Genomic DNA, 17534 nt, shown 5'->3' with positions numbered 1-17534 from the left:
GCCCCCGGAAAATGCGCCGCTCCTCAGCCACAGCCCTGCCCGCCCCGGAAACCGGCCCACGCCATGACTGGGACACCCTCAAGACCCTGATTCCCTACATCTGGGCCTACAAGCTCAGGGTCGTCTTTGCGCTGTCCTGCCTCATCGCAGCCAAGGGCGCCAACGTCACGGTGCCGGTCATCTTCAAGCACCTCATCGACGCACTCTCGCTCACCAAGCAGGAAGCCTTCATCGTCGTGCCGGCGGCACTGCTGCTAGCCTACGGCGTGCTGCGCTTTTCCACCTCGCTGTTCACCGAACTGCGCGAATTCGTCTTTGCCCGGGTCACCCAGCAGGCGGTGCGGCGCATATCGCTGCAGGTGTTCCGCCATCTGCACGCACTCTCACTACGCTTCCATCTCGAACGCCAGACCGGCGGACTGACCCGCGACATCGAGCGCGGCACCCGCTCGATCGGCTCGCTGATCAGCTACACGCTCTACAGCATCCTGCCGACGCTGATCGAGATCGGGCTGGTGATCGGCATCCTGCTCTACAACTACGATGCCGTATTTGCGCTGATCACCCTGGCCGCGCTCTCCTTCTACATCGTCTTCACCGTCAAGGTCACCAACTGGCGCACCGCGCTGCGCCGCCAGGCCAACGAGCTCGATTCCGCCGCCAACGCGCGGGCGATCGACAGCCTGATCAACTTCGAGACGGTCAAGTATTTCAACAACGAGGAGTACGAGGCGCGGCGCTACGACGAGCAACTCGAAAAGTGGGCCACGGCCCAGATCCGCAACCAGACCTCGCTGTCCCTGCTCAACATCGGCCAGGCCGCGATCATCGCGGTGGCCGTCACCGCGATGATGTGGCAGGCCTCAAGCCGCGTGGCCAGCGGCGCGATGACCATCGGCGACATCGTTCTGGTCAATGCCTTCCTGATCCAGCTCTACATCCCGCTCAACTTCCTCGGCGTGCTGTACCGCGAGATCCGCCAGGCCCTGACCGACATCGAGCGCATGTTCGGACTCATGAAATCCAACAAGGAGATCGACGACGCGCCTGATGCGCAGACCCTGCTGCCCGGTCCTGCCTCGGTGCGCTTCGAGAAGGTCGGCTTCTCGTACGATCCCAAGCGCGCCATCCTGTTCGAAGTCGACTTCGAGATTCCAGCGGGGCGGACGGTGGCAGTGGTCGGCCACTCCGGCTCGGGAAAGTCGACGCTGGCGCGGCTGCTGTACCGCTTCTACGATGTCCAGCAGGGGGCGGTGCGGGTCAATGGCAGCGACATCCGCCAGCTCACCCAGGCCAGCCTGCGCGCGGCGATCGGCATCGTGCCGCAGGACACCGTGCTGTTCAACGACACGCTGCTCTACAACATCCAGTACGGCCGCCCCGACGCCAGCCGCGAAGAGGTCGAGGCGGCCGCCCGCGCGGCCCAACTGGAAGCCTTCATCGAACGCCTCCCGGACGGCTACGAGACGCGCGTCGGCGAGCGCGGCCTCAAGCTCTCCGGCGGTGAGAAGCAACGCGTCGCAATCGCCCGCGCGTTGCTCAAGAACCCAGCCGTACTGATTTTCGACGAGGCCACGTCGGCGCTCGACTCGAAAACCGAAAAGGCCATCCAGGCCCAACTCGAAGCAGCTGCCGAAGGGCGCACTGCACTGGTCATCGCCCACCGCCTGTCGACCGTCATGAACGCAGACGAAATCCTGGTGCTCGACCAGGGCCGCATCGTCGAACGCGGCCGCCACAACCAGCTTCTCGCGCAAGACGGCGCCTATGCCCAGATGTGGGCACTTCAGCAGCAGGAAGAGGCAAACGAACCCGACAGCAACGCGCTGCCCGCAACGCCGGTCTGAGTGACGAAACCCGTGCGCAAAAAAAACGGCGCCCGGAGGCGCCGCTGAGAAGAACCCCTTAAGGTTTCTTCGTTATCCGTTACGCTTGAAGCGCCGCGATCCGAACAGCCCTGCCAACGCGAGGCCGGCAAGCGCCAGTGAGCCGGGTTCGGGAACGCCAGTGCTGGACGACGGCGGTGGCGGGGCATAAAGACTGCCTGAAACGGCGGCGAGCTTGAAATAGTCGTTGTTGTTGGTGTAGTTCTTCCACTTGGTACCCGAATTAACCCACCCGTTCATGCATATTCCGCTCGAATCACGGGTACAGCCGCTGTCCGGGTTCCCCACTGTCTCGAGTGCGCTGGAAGCGAACACCGGATTGTAAGCCCCGATCAGCCAGTAACTCGAAGCGATGTTGGCACCATTGACGCTTACACCACCATTACCCGATTTCTCGTAGTTGCCGACGACCGTCCATCCCGAAGTCGTCAGGCTGGACCAATCCGTTATGCCGCTCAAGGCCGGCGTGCCGACTCCGGTAAAGGCAAGCACGCTGATATCGGCACCATACTGGGACCAACCGATCGTGACACTCTCGAGCTGGATCAACGAGCTGCCGAAATCCAGCATGACCATGTCGAAACGACCGTCATTATCGATGGCATGTTCAGGGCTGGAGCCTTCGGTCTTGTCGAAATCCGAGCCACTGCTGTATGCATCATCGTTCTTGAGCCCGAGACCGCTCGAACCCCAGGTGGACACATAGGCCTGCTGAATCGAGCCGCTTGCGACGTCCTGAGCATACGACCCGCCGGTATTCGACCAACCCGTCGCCTTGACGGTGATGGTCGGCGAAGACGTGCCGGTCGCCGTGCCGCTGATGGACTGGGTGTTGTTGTCCGACGCCGAATTACCCCCTGTCCCGCAGGCGGTACAGCTGACCCCCGAGCCGAAACTGAAGGCCGCCTGGGCGTTCCCGCCGAGCAAGGCGCCCGCGGCCAATATCGCGAGTACACCAAATTTATTCATTTCTGACCTCCTTGTCTTATTGATCGAGCCAACGCAAATAGCAGGCCAAAACTCATAACACACTGAAATACATGAACTTATTTGACGAATTCCGACCCATGCCACGTATCACTGTCAAAATCACCGACACAAAACCTCACCTTTCGATACTTGCAATGACTGCTCGCGCCTCGTCCACGTCATCCAGCCGTATCCCGGCGTGCCGTGCATCCGCAAGCTCACTCCGCGCTTCGACCTGACGGTCGACCGCGACAAGCGCCGCGATGATGTGAATCCTCACCGTCGGATCATCGGGTGATTTCAGTCTCGCGTCCCGCAGGAAGCGCAAGCCCTCTTCAGGCTTGCCACCCTTCACGAGCGCCCAGCCCAGCGTGTCGAGTACGCCCGCAGCACCTGGTGCAAGCGCATAGGCTTGCCTGGCGTGCTGCTCAGCAACTGGAAACTCGCCGAGAGAGATCAACACCATCGCAAGGTTGTTATGAGCGTCGGCATCATTCCCGTTGAGCGTGGCGAGCCGCTCGAAGTACGCTCGTGCTGCGGGCATCCGCTTAGCCCGTACGGCGACCTCCCCCGCGATTCTCAGAACTGCGAGATCATCGGGGTGCAACTTCAACCACGCTTCGATGCGCTCCGACGCGGCGGACGCCTGACCGGTAGCCATCTGCAGTCGGGCAAGTGCGACCAGGTTGGCGCCGCTCGGTGCGCGAGCGAATGCCTCCCGATACAAGCGCTCGGCCTCGCCGCTGCGGCCTGCCGCCGCTGCCACGGCCGCCCCCAACTGGTAGCGCTCCGCGCTCTCGGTGCGCATCTGCTTCACTACACTCTCCGCGTCGGCTAGCGCCCCCCGCCCGAGTCGAGCTCGGCCGATCAGCAACAGCGCCTGCTGGTCGGCCGGTTGCAGCTCGACTGCCTTCGTTCCGGCATATTCACTGTCTTCAAAGGCGCCTGCCGAAAGCAGAAGGTTGCCGGCCCGCACAAGCGTGTCGGCATCGGACGATGACAGTCGCGACATTTCGACAAAACTCTGGCGAGCCCCCCTGGTGTCGCCCGTCGCGAGTTGGACCCGGCCGAGGGTCTCCAACACACGAGCGTCACCGCGCACCGTCGCGGCGAGGTTTCGGGCGATCTCCAGCGCCTGCGCCTCTCGACCGCTCTCCATGCTCAGAGCGACGAGCTCGAGACCGGCCCGCGGATCGCGGGGACGCGCGGCACGCGCCTTCTCGAGCCATTTGCGCGCCTCCTCGTCCTGTCTGCGGTGTCGCTCCAGCACACCCAGCTCGAACAGGACATCGGCATCATTCCGTGCATGCTGCAGAAGCCCCTCGAGCGACTTCCGGGCCGTATCGAAATTCCCCGAGGCCATGTCCAGCCGGGCCATGTTCAGCAGCGCCGGCTTGAAGCGCGGCTCGATGCGAAGTGCCTGCAGATAAGCTTCGCGGGCACGGACGCGATCACCGCTTCCGCCCCGGATCACGCCAAGGAAGTTCAATATGGCGGGATTCCCGGGGTGTGCGGCGGCGAGTTGCTCGGCAACCCTTTGTGCCTTCATCTTCTCGCCGCCCTTCAGGTAGAGCGTGGCGAGCGTGAAACCCACCGAGGCATCGCCGGGATGTTGCGCGAAACTGGCTTCCAGCGTTTCCACCCCCTGCTCGGACCGTCCGCCACCAAGCTGGGCGTAGCCGAGCGCGGTTAAGGCACGGGTTTCGGCACCGCCTCGTCGTGCCGCATCCTCGAGCTGCTCGCTGGCCGTGGCGTAGCGCCGCAAAGCCATGTTCGCCTCACCCGAGAGATAGAGCGCCTGGGCGTCGTGTGGCGTCGCCTTGAGCACCGGCTCGACCATCGAGAGCGCGCGCACCGGGTCCTTGTCATCTAGATAGACCCGTGCCATCAACTTACGTGCCCCCAGATTCCGTCCATAGCGGGCAACCAGGATGTTGAGGTATTCCTTGGCGCGAGACGGATTGCCAAGTCCATAATGCGCCAGGGCACCGAGCATCAGCATCTGCTCGCGTCCGACAATCCATTCGCGCGCGACCGAATCGACCAGATCGACGACTTCGGCGAGGGCCCGGGTGGCGGCCTTGCGGTCGCCACGCTGCTCGGCAATGACGGCACGGAGATAGGCCGCGCGCGGCTCGCCGCGCACGTGCTCCCGGATGTAATCAAGATCCTTCAGCGCCTCGTCCTGACGCTTCAGATCGACCAGCAGGGCCGCTCGCGCAACCCGGGCGTCCAGATGGGAAGACTGCAACTCGAGAGCTTTGCCGTAACCCTCGAGCGCGCCGGCGATATCGCCTTTGGCATGCGCCACCGAGCCACGCATGTTCCAGGCGTCCGCCGAAGTCGCGTCGAGTTTGACCGCCGCATCGGCTCTTTCGGTCGCCTCGGCGATCCGTCCCTGGCCGAGAAGTACCGGCACCTCGGCCACCAGCGGTGCAGCCGACCCGGGCGCTAGGCGCCGTGCATTTTCGAAACTCTTTGCCGAGGCCCGATAGTCGGCGAGCTGTCCCTGCGCGACTGCGCGCATGGTCTGTACTTCGGCATCCACCCGCGGCGGCAAGCGGTCGGTCGGCACCTTGTCGAGGAGATCTCGCGGACGGCCACCCAACAGATAGAGACGCCCCAGCGGAATGGCCACCTCCGATGCGCTCACACCGAGCCTCAGCGCCTCGCGCAGGGCGATCTCGGCGGCGGGCAACTGACCGTCCTGAAGCAGGGCCTGGCCAAGCAGAAGGTGCACCGCAAGCATCTTGTTGTCCTGCTGCAGGGCATTCTTGAGTTGAATGATCGCACCTGGCATGTCGCCTTTCTGGTAGCGCCCGAGACCATCCTCGTAGAAACGCGAGGCGGCCGCCGCGTCGCCGGCGGCAATGGCGGGGGCGCTGAACAACAGGGCGAACGAGATGGCGCAGAGTCGAAAACGGGACAGGGATTTCATGGCAGAGCAAGGCAAGTTTGTCGCAGGAATCCACTTTAGTGCCTGCCCGGCAACAGCCACCGTGATATTTGATCGGCTTGCCTGACGATTACTCCGATGCCGCAATCGGCCGTCAAATCGATCACGCATCCGGCGGCGGTTTTCGCGCCGGTATAATGACGCCTCTGCTCGTCGGCCCTGGTCGCCAGACGTCCCCCCACTCGTTACCGGAGGAGTCCGTTTGAAGGACTGGATAGAAAGCCTGACCGCCTCGTTCAAGATTCTGCCCGCCGGATCAGGCTGGATCGCCGAAGTATTCGTGGTGATCTTCATCGCGCTGCTCGGCAATTTCCTGCTGAAGCGCTTCTTCAACCGCCTGGAGAAGCGCTTCGCGCACACCGCCAACCGCTGGGATGACACGCTGCTCGAGGCCGGGCGCAAGCCGGCCGGTGTCATGGTCTGGGCCGTAGGCATGTTCTGGGCGCTCGACATCGTTCGCGCGCACTCCGACTCGGCGATCTTCGATGCCGTTGGTCCCGCCAGGCATGTGACGATCATTTTTCTGCTCACCTGGTTCCTGGTCCGCCTGGTGCAAGGCATGGAACGCCTGATGGTGGATCCAGCGCGCACCGACAACCCGGTGGACGAAACCACTGCGCGGGCGGTGGGCAAGCTGCTGCGTGCCTCGGCGATCATCACCGCATCCCTCGTGGTTCTGCAGACGCTCGGCTTCTCGATCTCCGGCGTACTCGCGTTCGGCGGCATCGGCGGCATCGCCGTGGGTTTTGCCGCCAAGGACCTGCTGACCAACTTCTTCGGCGCGATGGTCATCTACCTCGACCGCCCGTTCAAGGTGGGCGACTGGGTGCGCTCGCCGGACAAGGAGATCGAGGGCACCGTCGAGGACATCGGCTGGCGCATGACCCGCATCCGCACCTTTGACCAGCGCCCGCTGTACGTCCCCAACGCAACCTTCGTCAGCATCTCGGTCGAGAATCCTTCGCGCATGCGAAATCGTCGCATCAAGGAAACCATCGGCATCCGCTATGACGACGCCGACAAGATGCGAGCCATCATCGGCGACGTGACCGCCATGCTGCGTGCGCACCCGGATATCGAGGCAAAGAAGCGCACGCTGATCGTCAACTTCAACAGCTACGGGCCCTCATCGCTGGATTTCTTCATCTACACCTTCACCAAGACCACCGACTGGGTGAAGTTCCATGGCATCAAGCAGGACGTGCTGCTCAAGGTGTATGACATCATCCGCAGGCATGACGCAGACATCGCCTTCCCCACGTCGACGCTGCATATTGCAACGGCGCCCTCGCGTGATGCCGGGGAGCCCGATGACGATGTGCCTTGATCCTCGCGCCAGCGCCCCCAACTAGCAAGCGCTAACAGACCGGTAAAGGTAATGGAAAAGAAAACCCAGTTCAGTATCTGGTACTTCATCTTTGCGATGTTCGCGGTATTCACCCTGCACGACATCTGGGTACAGATGCGTTCGACTGAACCGCTGCCATACAGCGAGTTCCAGAAGTTGGTGAAGGAAGGCAAGGTGGCCGATATCGCCATCTCCGACAACACCATCCAGGGCACCCTCAAGACGCCGCTGTCCGACGGCCGCGACAAGTTCGTCACCACCCGCGTCGATCCGGAACTGGCCAAGGATCTCGGCCAGTACGACGTGAAGTTCACCGGCGTAATCGAGTCCACCTTCCTGCGCGACCTGCTCGGCTGGGTGCTGCCGGCGGTGATCTTCGTCGGCATCTGGATGTTCGCGATGAAGCGCCTCGCCGGCAAGCAGGGCGGCATGGGCGGCTTCATGTCGATCGGAAAGAGCAAGGCGAAGATCTATGTCGAGACCAAGACCGGGGTGAACTTCGATGACGTGGCCGGCGTCGACGAGGCCAAGGCAGAGCTCGAGGAGGTGGTCGGTTTTCTAAAGGACCCAAGCTCGCACGGGCGTCTCGGCGGGCGCTCGCCCAAGGGCATCCTGCTGATCGGCCCCCCGGGCACCGGCAAGACGCTGCTCGCCAAGGCCGTGGCCGGCGAGGCGGGCGTGCCCTTCTTCTCGATCTCGGGCTCGGAGTTTGTCGAGATGTTCGTCGGCGTGGGCGCCGCGCGGGTGCGCGATCTCTTCGAGCAGGCTCGCCAGAAGGCGCCGGCAATCATCTTCATCGACGAACTCGATGCCATGGGCCGCGCCCGCGGCGCCTTCGGCGGCATGGGCGGCGGCAACGACGAGAAGGAGCAGACGCTGAATCAGCTGCTGGTCGAGCTGGACGGCTTCGACTCCTCCTCCGGCCTGGTGTTGCTGGCCGCCACCAACCGCCCCGAAGTGCTCGACCCGGCGCTGCTGCGCGCTGGCCGCTTCGACCGACAGGTGCTGGTGGACCGTCCCGACAAGCAGGGCCGCATCCAGATCCTCCAGGTGCACATGAAGAAGATCACCCTCGCACCGGACACCGACGCCGAGAAGGTGGCTGCGCTGACGCCGGGTTTCTCCGGCGCGGATCTCGCCAACCTGTGCAACGAGGCGGCCCTGGTCGCCACCCGCCGCAACGGTGACGGTGTCACGGTGGAAGACTTCACCGTCGCGGTCGAGCGCATCGTCGCCGGGCTCGAGAAGAAGAACCGGGTGCTCAACGAGCACGAACGCACCGTGGTGGCCTACCACGAGATGGGGCACGCACTGGTGGCGATGAGCCTGCCCGGCAGCGACACGGTACACAAGATCAGCATCATCCCGCGCGGTGTCGGCGCACTTGGCTACACCATCCAGCGCCCTACCGAAGACCGCTTCCTGATGACCCGCGACGAGCTCGAGAACCGCATGGCGGTATTGCTCGGCGGACGCGCGGCCGAGCAGATCGTGTTCGGCAAGGTTTCCACCGGCGCATCCGACGACTTGCAGAAGGTCACCAGCATCGCGCGCTCGATCGTGATGCGTTTCGGCATGCACGAGAAGCTCGGCAACGTGGTCTATGAAGAAGAGCGGCAGAACTTCCTCGGCCAGCCCGGCGCCATGCCGGGAGAACGCAGCTACTCCGAAGAGACCGCGCGCGAGATTGACTGCGCCGTGCGCGAGATCGTTGCCGAAGCCTTCAAGCGCACCGTCGCCCTGCTCAACACCCGGCGCGAGATTCTCGAGGATACAGCCCGGGATCTGTTGGTGAAGGAAACCCTCGACGAGGCCGACCTGACGCGGATTCTGAAACGAGTAGAGGCCTCCACCGACACCGCCGGCGATTGATAACCCTGTGCGGAATCCGGGAGCGCCCACCGTCGCTTCGGAGTGATACGCTGGACGGGCGCGGCGACCGCCTCCCGGACCCCGAACCGGGAGGCATTTAGCGGAACCCGGATCGCATGCGCCGGGCAGATCGCCTCTCGTTGACGCGCACCATGACGCCTGTCCTCCTCGGAAGCCCGACAAACGTTCGGTGATCCTCGCTTGATCGTCGCACGGGCTGCCGGCCATGTGTCATCAGGATGGACGGGAATCGCTCCGATGATGGGTTCCTGCCCGGGGCACGGCGCAATCCCGTCCTGCCGGTTCTCGATCGCGACACGGCCAGACAGGTGAATACACTGATACCCGCCCACATCGTCGGCAAGGCAGCGAGCGATCCGCTTGGCCGCGCAGATCTGCGTCCGCGAGGCTTCAGCGAGCCCGCGCATACCGGCTAGAATCATGGGCTAAACAACAACCAACGCCCCTCCGACGCTGCAGACCGCCACTCGATGTCCGAAGAACACGCACTGCCCTACCTGCGCGAAACGATTCTTTTCCTGACCCTTGCAGGGGTGTTGATTCCGTTGCTGCAGCGGGTACGCATCAATCCGGTACTCGGATTCCTCGCGGTGGGCGCGCTGATCGGGCCATTCGGTCTGGGCCGTGTAACCGAGCACTACCCGTGGTTGCACTGGGTCACTTTCGGACGCCGCGAAGATGTCGAGACCTTCGCCGAGCTAGGCGTGATCTTCCTCATGTTCACCATCGGTCTCGAGATGTCGGTGCTGCGGCTCTGGTCGATGCGCCGCCTGGTATTCGGTGCCGGCGGCCTGCAGGTCGGTCTGTCGGCACTGACCATCGGGGGCATTGCCTGGGCATGGGAGCATGCACTCGAACCCTCGGTCATTCTGGGCCTGGTGCTGGCTTTTTCGTCCACCGCGGTCGTGATGCAATTACTCGGGCAGCGCCGCGAACTCGGTACGCCGATGGGTCAGGCCACGTTCTCGATCCTGCTGTTCCAGGATCTCGCAGTGGTGCCACTGCTGGTGCTGGTGACAATCATGGGCCAGCCGGGGGATGCGGACTTCGTTACCTTGATGGGCATTGCCGTGGCAAAGGCGGTCCTCACGGTCGGCGCAATCTACCTGATAGGCAGCCGCCTGGTGCGACCGGTATTTCACCACCTCGCCTCAACCCGACAGCCGGACAGCTTCATGGCCCTCACCCTGCTCTCCAGCCTCGGCGTGGCTGCGCTGACCTGGGCCGCTGGTTTGTCGATGGCGATGGGTGCGATGCTGGCCGGCCTCATCATCGCGGAAACCGAATTCCGCCATGAGGTGGAGATTACCATCGAGCCCTTCAAGGGCCTGTTGATGGGCCTGTTCTTCATGTCGGTCGGGATGGGCATCGACGTCTCGGAACTCGCCCGGGAACCCCTGTGGCTCCCCCTCTCGGTTGCCGGTCTCATGTCGATCAAGGCGACGCTGCTGTTCGTGATCCTGCGAACCCACGGCCTTTCGTGGGGAAGATCCGCCGAGGGCGCGATCTTGCTGTCCCAGGGCGGGGAGTTCGCCTTCATCGTCGTCGGCGTGGCAATGACCCTCAAGTTGCTCAGCCCGGCAGCTGGCCAGTTCATGCTTCTGGTGGTGGGATTCAGCATGCTGCTCACGCCACTCGCGGCCCGCTTCGGCACGCTCCTCGGCAACTGGGTTGACGAACACGTCGGCAAGCGCGGCGAACCACCGGAGGAACCGCAGCTAGAGACGCTTTCCGGCCATGTCATCATCGCCGGCTACGGCCGGATCGGCGAAATGGTCGGCCAGGTGCTGGCCCGGCAGCAGGTCGCCTTCGTGGCGGTCGAACACGATCCGAAACTGGTCGCGCGCCGGCGCCACCTCGGTGCGCCGGTGTTCTATGGGGACGCCAGTCGGCCTGACCTGTTGCGCCGCCTGCACCTGGAGGACGCACGCGCCGTGGTCCTCACGATGGATCAGATGCATGCCGCGATGCGTGCCGTCGAGGGCATCCGCCTGGTGGCGCCGAAGGTACGCATCATCGCCCGCGCGCGCGACGAAAAGCACGCGGCAGCACTCCGGCGAGCCGGTGCCGACGCGGTCATCTCCGAAACACTCGAATCCGGCCTGCAACTGGCAGGATTGACCCTCGAGCGTATCGGCACCGACGAAGAAACCATCCTTCACGTTCTCGAACACGAACGCGAGCGGCGCATCGACGCCATTCATCATGGATGAAGGCACCGCTCAGGAGAGATCACTGCTCGAGGTTTTCCAGGGCGGCCCCGATCACACGCGTCTCTTTTTTCCCAAGCTTCATCAAGGCGGCCGGCCTTTTCGACGTAGATCAGGAGACTTGAAGCGGGAAGGACGCGGCGTCGATTGCCCAAGGCGCCTCGCCGCTGAACGACAGACTTACCTGCACAGTGACGGCCTCCGCGATCAAAGAGAAGCAGGCCAATCGAGTCTGGTATGGCCGGGCAGCAAATTTACAATGGGCACCGGATAAACGAACACGACCGCGTCAGCGACGCAGGCCTGGGCAGCGATAGGGGCAGACGCACCACCTCGGTGCCCGAATGCGCCGGAACCTGCCGCCGGGCTGCATTTCGGGGCGCCGCGGCAGCGACATGCACGAGTTTCGGGTACCTAACCGGCGACAGGGCAAGGTATATTTCTTGCTGCATCGCAACATCCGGTATTTGACCATCGCCAAACCACCGGCGACCCAGACAACAACGACGGCGGCCGGACGCCCCATTCAAGGAGTTAGCGCAGTGAACGAATTCGTCAGCATGCTCAACGGCATCATCTGGAGCCCGGCCCTGATCTACCTGTGCCTGGGCACCGGCCTGTATTTCTCGATCCGCACCCGCTTCATGCAGGTACGCGGCTTTGGCGAGATGATCCGCCTGATGTTCTCCGGCAAGAGCTCCGAGTCGGGCGTCTCGTCCTTCCAGGCGCTGGCCATGTCGCTGTCCGGGCGGGTCGGCACCGGCAACATCGCCGGCGTGGCCACCGCCATCACCTTCGGCGGCCCCGGCGCGATCTTCTGGATGTGGATGGTGGCCTTCCTGGGCGCCTCCACCGCCTTCGTCGAATCGACCCTCGCGCAGATCTACAAGGAGCGCGACGACGAAGGCATGTACCGCGGCGGCCCGGCCTATTACATCGAAAAATGCATGGGCCAGAAGTGGTATGCCTGGATCTTCGCGGTCGCCACGGTCATTGCCACCGGCCTCTTGCTGCCCGGCGTGCAGGCCAACAGCATCGCTTCGGGGCTGGCCAACGCCTGGGGGGTCGATACCGCGGTGAGCGCCGCCTGCATCGTCATCCTGCTCGGCTTCATCATCTTCGGCGGGGTCAAGCGCATCGCGCTGTTCGCCGAGATCGTGGTGCCCTTCATGGCGCTCGCCTACATCCTCGTGGCGCTGGTGATCGTGCTGCTGAACATCGATCACCTGCCCTCGATGATCGCGTTGATCTTCAAGAGCGCCTTCGGCCTGGAGGCCGGTTTCGGTGCGGTGCTGGGCATGGCGGTGCAGTGGGGTGTCAAGCGCGGGGTCTATTCGAACGAGGCCGGCCAGGGTACCGGCCCGCATCCGGCCGCCGCCGCCGAGGTCTCGCACCCGGCCAAGCAGGGTTATGTGCAGGCCTTCTCGGTGTATATCGACACCCTCTTCGTGTGTTCGGCCACCGCCTTCATGCTGCTGTCGACCGGCATGTACAACGTCAAGGCACCGGACGGCTCGATGCTCGCCAACGGTCTGCCCGGCGTCGAGGCCGGCGCGGGCTACACCCAGGCGGCGGTCGAATCGGTGCTGCCCGGCTTCGGCTCGACCTTCGTCGCACTGGCGCTGTTCTTCTTCGCCTTCACCACCATCGTCGCCTACTACTACATGGCCGAGACCAACATCGCCTACATCAACCGCAAGGTGCACCGCCCCTGGCTGTCCTTCGTGCTCAAGATCGGCATCATGGCCGCGGTCACCTACGGCTCGGTCAAGAGCGCGGGCGCGGCCTGGGACCTCGGTGACGTCGGCGTCGGCCTGATGGCCTGGCTCAACATCATCGCCATCCTCATCATCCAGAAACCCGCCCTGCTCGCCCTCAAGGACTACGAGGCACAGAAGAAGGCCGGCAAGGACCCCACCTTCAACCCCGAAAAGCTCGGCATCAAGAACGCCGCCTTCTGGGCCTCCAAGAAATAGAGCCCGAGCGTTCACTCCCCCCTTGCCGCCTCCGCTTGCCGGAGGCGGTTTTGTTTGAAACCATCGCTCCGCTCAGGCGCTATCGCAACAGTCCCGGAGAGTCCGCAATGAAACCCCGCATCCATCTCATCGCCACAGGCGGAACCATCGCAGGCGCGTCGCCCAGCGCCACCGACACAACGGACTACCGGGCGGGCACGCTCACGATCGAAGCGCTGATCGCCTCGGTGCCACCCTTGGCCGATCTGGCCGAACTCACCACCGAACAGCTATACAAGCTGGACAGCAAGGATATGACGCCACGACATTGGCTAGGTTTGGCTCGTGCCATCGAGGCAGCGGTCGCTCAGGAACACATCGACGGCGTTGTCATCACCCACGGAACTGACACGCTCGAGGAGTCTGCTTTTTTTGCAGATCTTGTGCTGACTCCCGACAAACCCGTGGTCTTCACCTGCGCCATGCGTCCAGCCACCGCACTGTCTCCAGACGGACCGATGAACCTCTACAACGCGGTTTCGGTGGCCTGCGACCCCAGCGCTGCGGGACTCGGCGTACTGGTCGTTACCAACGACCGGATTCACGCAGCCCGGGAAGTCACAAAAGCACATACACAGGCGGTTGACGCCTTCATCTCGCCCGATACGGGACCACTGGGCTGGGCACGCCCACCGTTGATAACACACAAGCCAGTTCGCCCAATCGGCCATCCGGTCGAATTACAAGGCATTTCAACTTTGCCGCGTGTGGACATCCTGTTCGTTACGGCGGGCAGCACACCGGATCTGCTACAAGCTTGTATCGCAGCGGGTGCCCGAGGCATCGTTCTAGCGTTACCCGGTCATGCCAGCGTCCCGGAATCATGGAAGGGCCCGATCGCACAGCTACGGAACAAGGGCTACCCAGTGATCGAGACGTCCCGCACGGGGGCCGGTCCGCTGACCATGTCAACGGAAATGTCGAGGACACCGACCAAGGCCAGGATTGAATTGATGCTTGAGCTTTCGATTTCCGACCGCACACCGCCACTTGGAAAAGCTAGCTGAGATGTCATGCGATCCCCGCGGTGCCAGCCTCGAATCAATGTCGAAATTCTTTACATGCCGAGTAAAAAGTCACATCCACGATGTCTCGCATTTATTTTCATTCAATGACTTAAACAAAATGGCACAGCTTTTCCTTTAAAAATGACATAGATCAAACAACAAGGGTGCCATCCATGAACAAGCAATTCGGCCTTGCATTCAAGCGCAGCTGCGCAGCTGCAATGCTCATCGCAGGAAGTGCATTCCTTGCGACCGACGCGGCCGCTGTTGTCTTGCCCACCGCCGATTGCGGATTGGGACCGACGAATAACTGCATCGCGTTCAACGACTTCAACGTGTTCTCCCTGCCGCTGCTGAATCTGCGCGCTACGGGAAGTTCGGTGCCGTCCCCGGGCGACCCCTATTTCGCTCCGTCGACCTACGGTGCGATCAAGGACTACACCATCATCGGAATCAACAACGGTCAATATACTTCGACCGGCAACCCCACGGGCGGGACTGACGGCTCCTACAACACCCCCTCCCCGAACAACGATACAAGCGTGACGTTTTCAACCCGGACGACGGATGATCCGTACAGCGGGAATGGAAACCCTCAGACTTTTCAGAGCGAATTTTTCGGCGATGCAGAGGGAAGCTGGGATGCGACCACGACCTCGCTTCTTTCGCTGACCAACAACACGCCGGTCGCCTTCTTCTTCGCATTCAACGAAACCGGAAGTGGCACCGGTCTCGAAACGACGGACTTGTTGATCTGGGGCATGATCAAGCTCGTTGATGCCGAGTCTGCTGACGTCAAGTACCTTTATCTTGGCGGAGACATGGGCACAAATGGCGCTTACTCGAGTAACTACACGCCTCTTGACGACACTCTGCCTGATGCCACGGGCACCAATTCCACGTACGGTTCCGCAGGCTATGACTTTGGCCCGTGGGTTTACGTCCATGCTGGAATCTGTGCGAATGCCGCGGGCGACTTTCTTGGTTTCCCCGAAACGGATGGATCTTGCGCAGATCCGAATGCGACCGTTCGGAACCAGAACAACCTTGGGCAGAATGCAGCCGCGTTCATGGTCAACAGCCCGGAGCTTGACGCCGAACTCCTCACTGGCAAGTGGGACGCTGTACAGGTCACTTGGGAAATGGCGTACATAAACGGTGGGGGCGAGACGGCGTGGATCATGCCGGTGACCGCCACGAATATTTGCGAGGAAAGCCCGACGGCCCCGGGGTGTCAGACCACGGTTCCTGAACCGAATGGCCTTGCCTTGGTTGCGCTCGGGCTGGCGATCATGGGCGGCCTTGGCTACCGCAGCGCTCGTCGCTAAAGCTTGAGCCTGATTAGGATCGAAGACGAGAGCCGCATATCGCGGCTCTCGTCTTTTCCTTTGTAGAACAACATCTCCCAAGGGAGAGTCACAACCCCGGATCGCTCCCGCCTCCGGCAATTGCCGCCTCCACCATGCGCTTCGACAGATGTGGGGCGAACAATTCAATGAACGCGTAGACATAACCCCTCAACCAGGCATTCCTGAGTATCCCGATGCGAGTGGTGCTCGATTCGAAAAGGTGTGAGGCATCAAGCATGCCGATACGGGTATCGGTTGTTTCGTCAAAGGCCATGCTGGCAAGGATGCCGATGCCGAGACCCATGGCCACGTAGGTCTTGATGACGTCGGAGTCGATCGCTGTAAGCACAACGTTTGGCTTGAGTCCTCGCCCGACAAAGGCTTTGTTGATCTGGCTGCGCCCGGTAAAGGCCGAATCGTAGGTAATGACCGGCCACTTTGCTATTTCCTCGAGCGTCAGCGGCTTTGCACCCAGGATCGGGTGCTTCCTGGGCGCGATCACACAGCGATTCCATTGATAGCAGGGCAGCATGACAAGCTCGCCATATTCTGCGATCGCCTCGGTGGCGATCGCGATATCCGCTTCTCCGGCAAGCACCATGTCGCACACCTGGCGTGGACTCCCCTGATGCAGTTCGAGCTTGACGGCAGGATATCGTTGCATGAATGCCGCAATCACCTTTGGAAGGACATAACGCGCCTGGGTATGGGTGGTCGCGATGGACAGTCGGCCGCTGGCCTCATTGGAAAATTCCTCGCCCACCTGACGCAGGTTGTCAAGATCGCGCAACACCCGCTCCGCAATCGACAAGACCTGGCGACCGGGATCGGTAAAGCCGATCAACCGTTTGCCGTGACGGGCAAACACCTCGACGCCGAGCTCATCCTCAAGCAAACGAATCTGCTTCGAGACGCCCGGTTGAGAAGTGAACAGTGCGTCCGCCGCCTCGGACACATTGAATCCGTGCCGGGCGACCTCATAGACATAGCGCAATTGCTGCAGATTCATGGCAAGGTCACCATCAAATAACTTTTGGTTCTTTGATCTTAACCCAACAGGCCTTCATTGATCTATTGCCGCACCGTACGATGCACCGCACAAGATTGGGGAGCATCATGGATTTTGCCTACACCGTTGCGGGATTTGCCGTTGGCGCCATCGTCGGACTGACCGGGGTTGGCGGCGGATCGCTCATGACGCCGCTGCTGGTGCTGATGTTCGGCATTCACCCCTCGGTCGCGGTCGGCACCGATCTGCTGTACGCAGCCATCACCAAGGCCGGCGGCACGCTGGCCCACGGGCTCAAGGGCACGGTAGACTGGACCGTCACGCGGCGGCTCGCCAGCGGCAGCATTCCCGCTGCGGTATTGACGCTGCTGTTCATCGGCCACTTTGCTCCCGGCGGCATCGACGGCGCAACCGGCATCATCAAGGTGGCGCTCGGGATTGCGCTGGTGCTCACCGCGGTTGCCATCATCTTCCGCAAGCGCATCCAGGAGTACGCGCTCGTACGATTCGGCGAGAACCCCGATCCGCGCCGCACCGCAATATTGACGGTACTGACCGGCGCGGTGCTGGGCGTACTGGTGTCGATCTCCTCCGTCGGCGCTGGTGCGCTCGGCGTAACCGCCCTGTTTTTTCTTTATCCACGCCTCCCGACGCTCCGTATCGTCGGCTCCGACATCGCCCACGCCGTGCCACTGACCGCGGTTGCAGGCATGGGCCACTGGATGCTCGGCAGCGTCGACTGGCTCCTGCTCGGCAGCCTGATCATCGGTTCCCTGCCCGGTATCTGGCTCGGCAGCCACATCTCTACGAAGGTGCCCGACCGCGTGCTGCGTCCGATTCTGGCGACGATGCTGATGCTGGTCGGGGCCAAACTGATTACCCATTGAGAGAA

The 17534-nt window shown here is 62.5% G+C and carries 12 protein-coding genes; 9 read left to right on the top strand and 3 right to left on the bottom strand.

What is annotated here, in order from left to right:
* Window positions 1-11: 11 nt before the first annotated feature.
* Entirely contained in the window at window positions 12-1847 is a 1836-nt protein-coding gene (locus tag GQB03_RS12525; protein ID WP_159689636.1) for an ABCB family ABC transporter ATP-binding protein/permease, read from the top strand.
* 72 nt (window positions 1848-1919) lie between these two features.
* On the opposite strand, the gene xdp1 is transcribed toward GQB03_RS12525, so the two are convergent.
* Together xdp1 and prsT are read right to left on the bottom strand one after the other, a co-directional pair.
* The gene (gene xdp1 / locus GQB03_RS12520; RefSeq protein WP_159689633.1) at window positions 1920-2855 is read right to left on the bottom strand and encodes an exosortase-dependent surface protein XDP1; all 936 of its coding nucleotides are present in this window, start codon (window positions 2853-2855) and stop codon (window positions 1920-1922) included.
* Window positions 2856-2991: 136 nt separating this feature from the next.
* A complete protein-coding gene (prsT, locus tag GQB03_RS12515; protein WP_159689630.1) occupies window positions 2992-5793 on the bottom strand; it encodes an XrtA/PEP-CTERM system TPR-repeat protein PrsT in 2802 nt (933 codons plus the stop codon).
* A gap of 220 nt (window positions 5794-6013) precedes the next feature.
* Between prsT and GQB03_RS12510 the strand changes: the two genes are divergently transcribed.
* The 7 genes from GQB03_RS12510 to GQB03_RS12480 all read left to right on the top strand — a co-directional run bounded on the left by GQB03_RS12510 (window position 6014) and on the right by GQB03_RS12480 (window position 15612).
* The gene (locus GQB03_RS12510) at window positions 6014-7138 is read left to right on the top strand and encodes a mechanosensitive ion channel family protein (RefSeq protein ID WP_200832202.1); all 1125 of its coding nucleotides are present in this window, start codon (window positions 6014-6016) and stop codon (window positions 7136-7138) included.
* Between the two features lie 51 nt (window positions 7139-7189).
* Window positions 7190-9031, top strand: coding sequence for an ATP-dependent zinc metalloprotease FtsH (ftsH, locus tag GQB03_RS12505; RefSeq protein WP_159689628.1), 1842 nt, complete (start codon window positions 7190-7192; stop codon window positions 9029-9031).
* A gap of 239 nt (window positions 9032-9270) precedes the next feature.
* A complete protein-coding gene (locus GQB03_RS12500; RefSeq protein ID WP_159689625.1) occupies window positions 9271-9468 on the top strand; it encodes a hypothetical protein in 198 nt (65 codons plus the stop codon).
* A gap of 54 nt (window positions 9469-9522) precedes the next feature.
* A complete protein-coding gene (locus GQB03_RS12495; protein ID WP_159689623.1) occupies window positions 9523-11265 on the top strand; it encodes a cation:proton antiporter domain-containing protein in 1743 nt (580 codons plus the stop codon).
* Between the two features lie 539 nt (window positions 11266-11804).
* Entirely contained in the window at window positions 11805-13238 is a 1434-nt protein-coding gene (locus tag GQB03_RS12490) for an alanine/glycine:cation symporter family protein (protein WP_159689621.1), read from the top strand.
* A gap of 107 nt (window positions 13239-13345) precedes the next feature.
* On the top strand, window positions 13346-14284 hold the full coding sequence (locus GQB03_RS12485; protein ID WP_159689618.1) for an asparaginase: 939 nt from the start codon (window positions 13346-13348) through the stop codon (window positions 14282-14284).
* Window positions 14285-14457: 173 nt separating this feature from the next.
* Window positions 14458-15612 carry a hypothetical protein gene (locus tag GQB03_RS12480; protein ID WP_159689616.1) on the top strand — a complete coding sequence of 385 codons (1155 nt, stop codon included), beginning with the start codon at window positions 14458-14460 and terminating at the stop codon, window positions 15610-15612.
* A gap of 88 nt (window positions 15613-15700) precedes the next feature.
* Here GQB03_RS12480 and cysB read toward each other — a convergent pair whose 3' ends face one another.
* Window positions 15701-16642 (bottom strand): HTH-type transcriptional regulator CysB, encoded by a 942-nt coding sequence (gene cysB, locus GQB03_RS12475; RefSeq protein ID WP_159689613.1) that lies wholly within the window; start codon window positions 16640-16642, stop codon window positions 15701-15703.
* A 107-nt stretch (window positions 16643-16749) separates the two neighbouring features.
* Here cysB and GQB03_RS12470 point away from each other — a divergent pair, with 107 nt between their 5' ends.
* The gene (locus tag GQB03_RS12470) at window positions 16750-17529 is read left to right on the top strand and encodes a sulfite exporter TauE/SafE family protein (RefSeq protein WP_159689610.1); all 780 of its coding nucleotides are present in this window, start codon (window positions 16750-16752) and stop codon (window positions 17527-17529) included.
* Window positions 17530-17534: the final 5 nt, after the last annotated feature.

Source organism: Cognatazoarcus halotolerans (genome assembly GCF_009800965.1).
Classification (GTDB): domain Bacteria; phylum Pseudomonadota; class Gammaproteobacteria; order Burkholderiales; family Rhodocyclaceae; genus Cognatazoarcus; species Cognatazoarcus halotolerans.
This window is presented reverse-complemented; position numbering and strand designations above follow the sequence as displayed.

What these genes read in the sequence shown, in the direction of transcription:
- GQB03_RS12525 (WP_159689636.1), top strand. Translation starts at nt 12, where the DNA reads ATGCGCCGCTCCTCAGCCACAGCCCTGCCCGCCCCGGAAACCGGCCCA.
- xdp1 (WP_159689633.1), bottom strand. Translation starts at nt 2,855, where the DNA reads ATGAATAAATTTGGTGTACTCGCGATATTGGCCGCGGGCGCCTTGCTC.
- prsT (WP_159689630.1), bottom strand. Translation starts at nt 5,793, where the DNA reads ATGAAATCCCTGTCCCGTTTTCGACTCTGCGCCATCTCGTTCGCCCTG.
- ftsH (WP_159689628.1), top strand. Translation starts at nt 7,190, where the DNA reads ATGGAAAAGAAAACCCAGTTCAGTATCTGGTACTTCATCTTTGCGATG.
- GQB03_RS12500 (WP_159689625.1), top strand. Translation starts at nt 9,271, where the DNA reads ATGGACGGGAATCGCTCCGATGATGGGTTCCTGCCCGGGGCACGGCGC.
- GQB03_RS12495 (WP_159689623.1), top strand. Translation starts at nt 9,523, where the DNA reads ATGTCCGAAGAACACGCACTGCCCTACCTGCGCGAAACGATTCTTTTC.
- GQB03_RS12485 (WP_159689618.1), top strand. Translation starts at nt 13,346, where the DNA reads ATGAAACCCCGCATCCATCTCATCGCCACAGGCGGAACCATCGCAGGC.
- GQB03_RS12480 (WP_159689616.1), top strand. Translation starts at nt 14,458, where the DNA reads ATGAACAAGCAATTCGGCCTTGCATTCAAGCGCAGCTGCGCAGCTGCA.
- cysB (WP_159689613.1), bottom strand. Translation starts at nt 16,642, where the DNA reads ATGAATCTGCAGCAATTGCGCTATGTCTATGAGGTCGCCCGGCACGGA.
- GQB03_RS12470 (WP_159689610.1), top strand. Translation starts at nt 16,750, where the DNA reads ATGGATTTTGCCTACACCGTTGCGGGATTTGCCGTTGGCGCCATCGTC.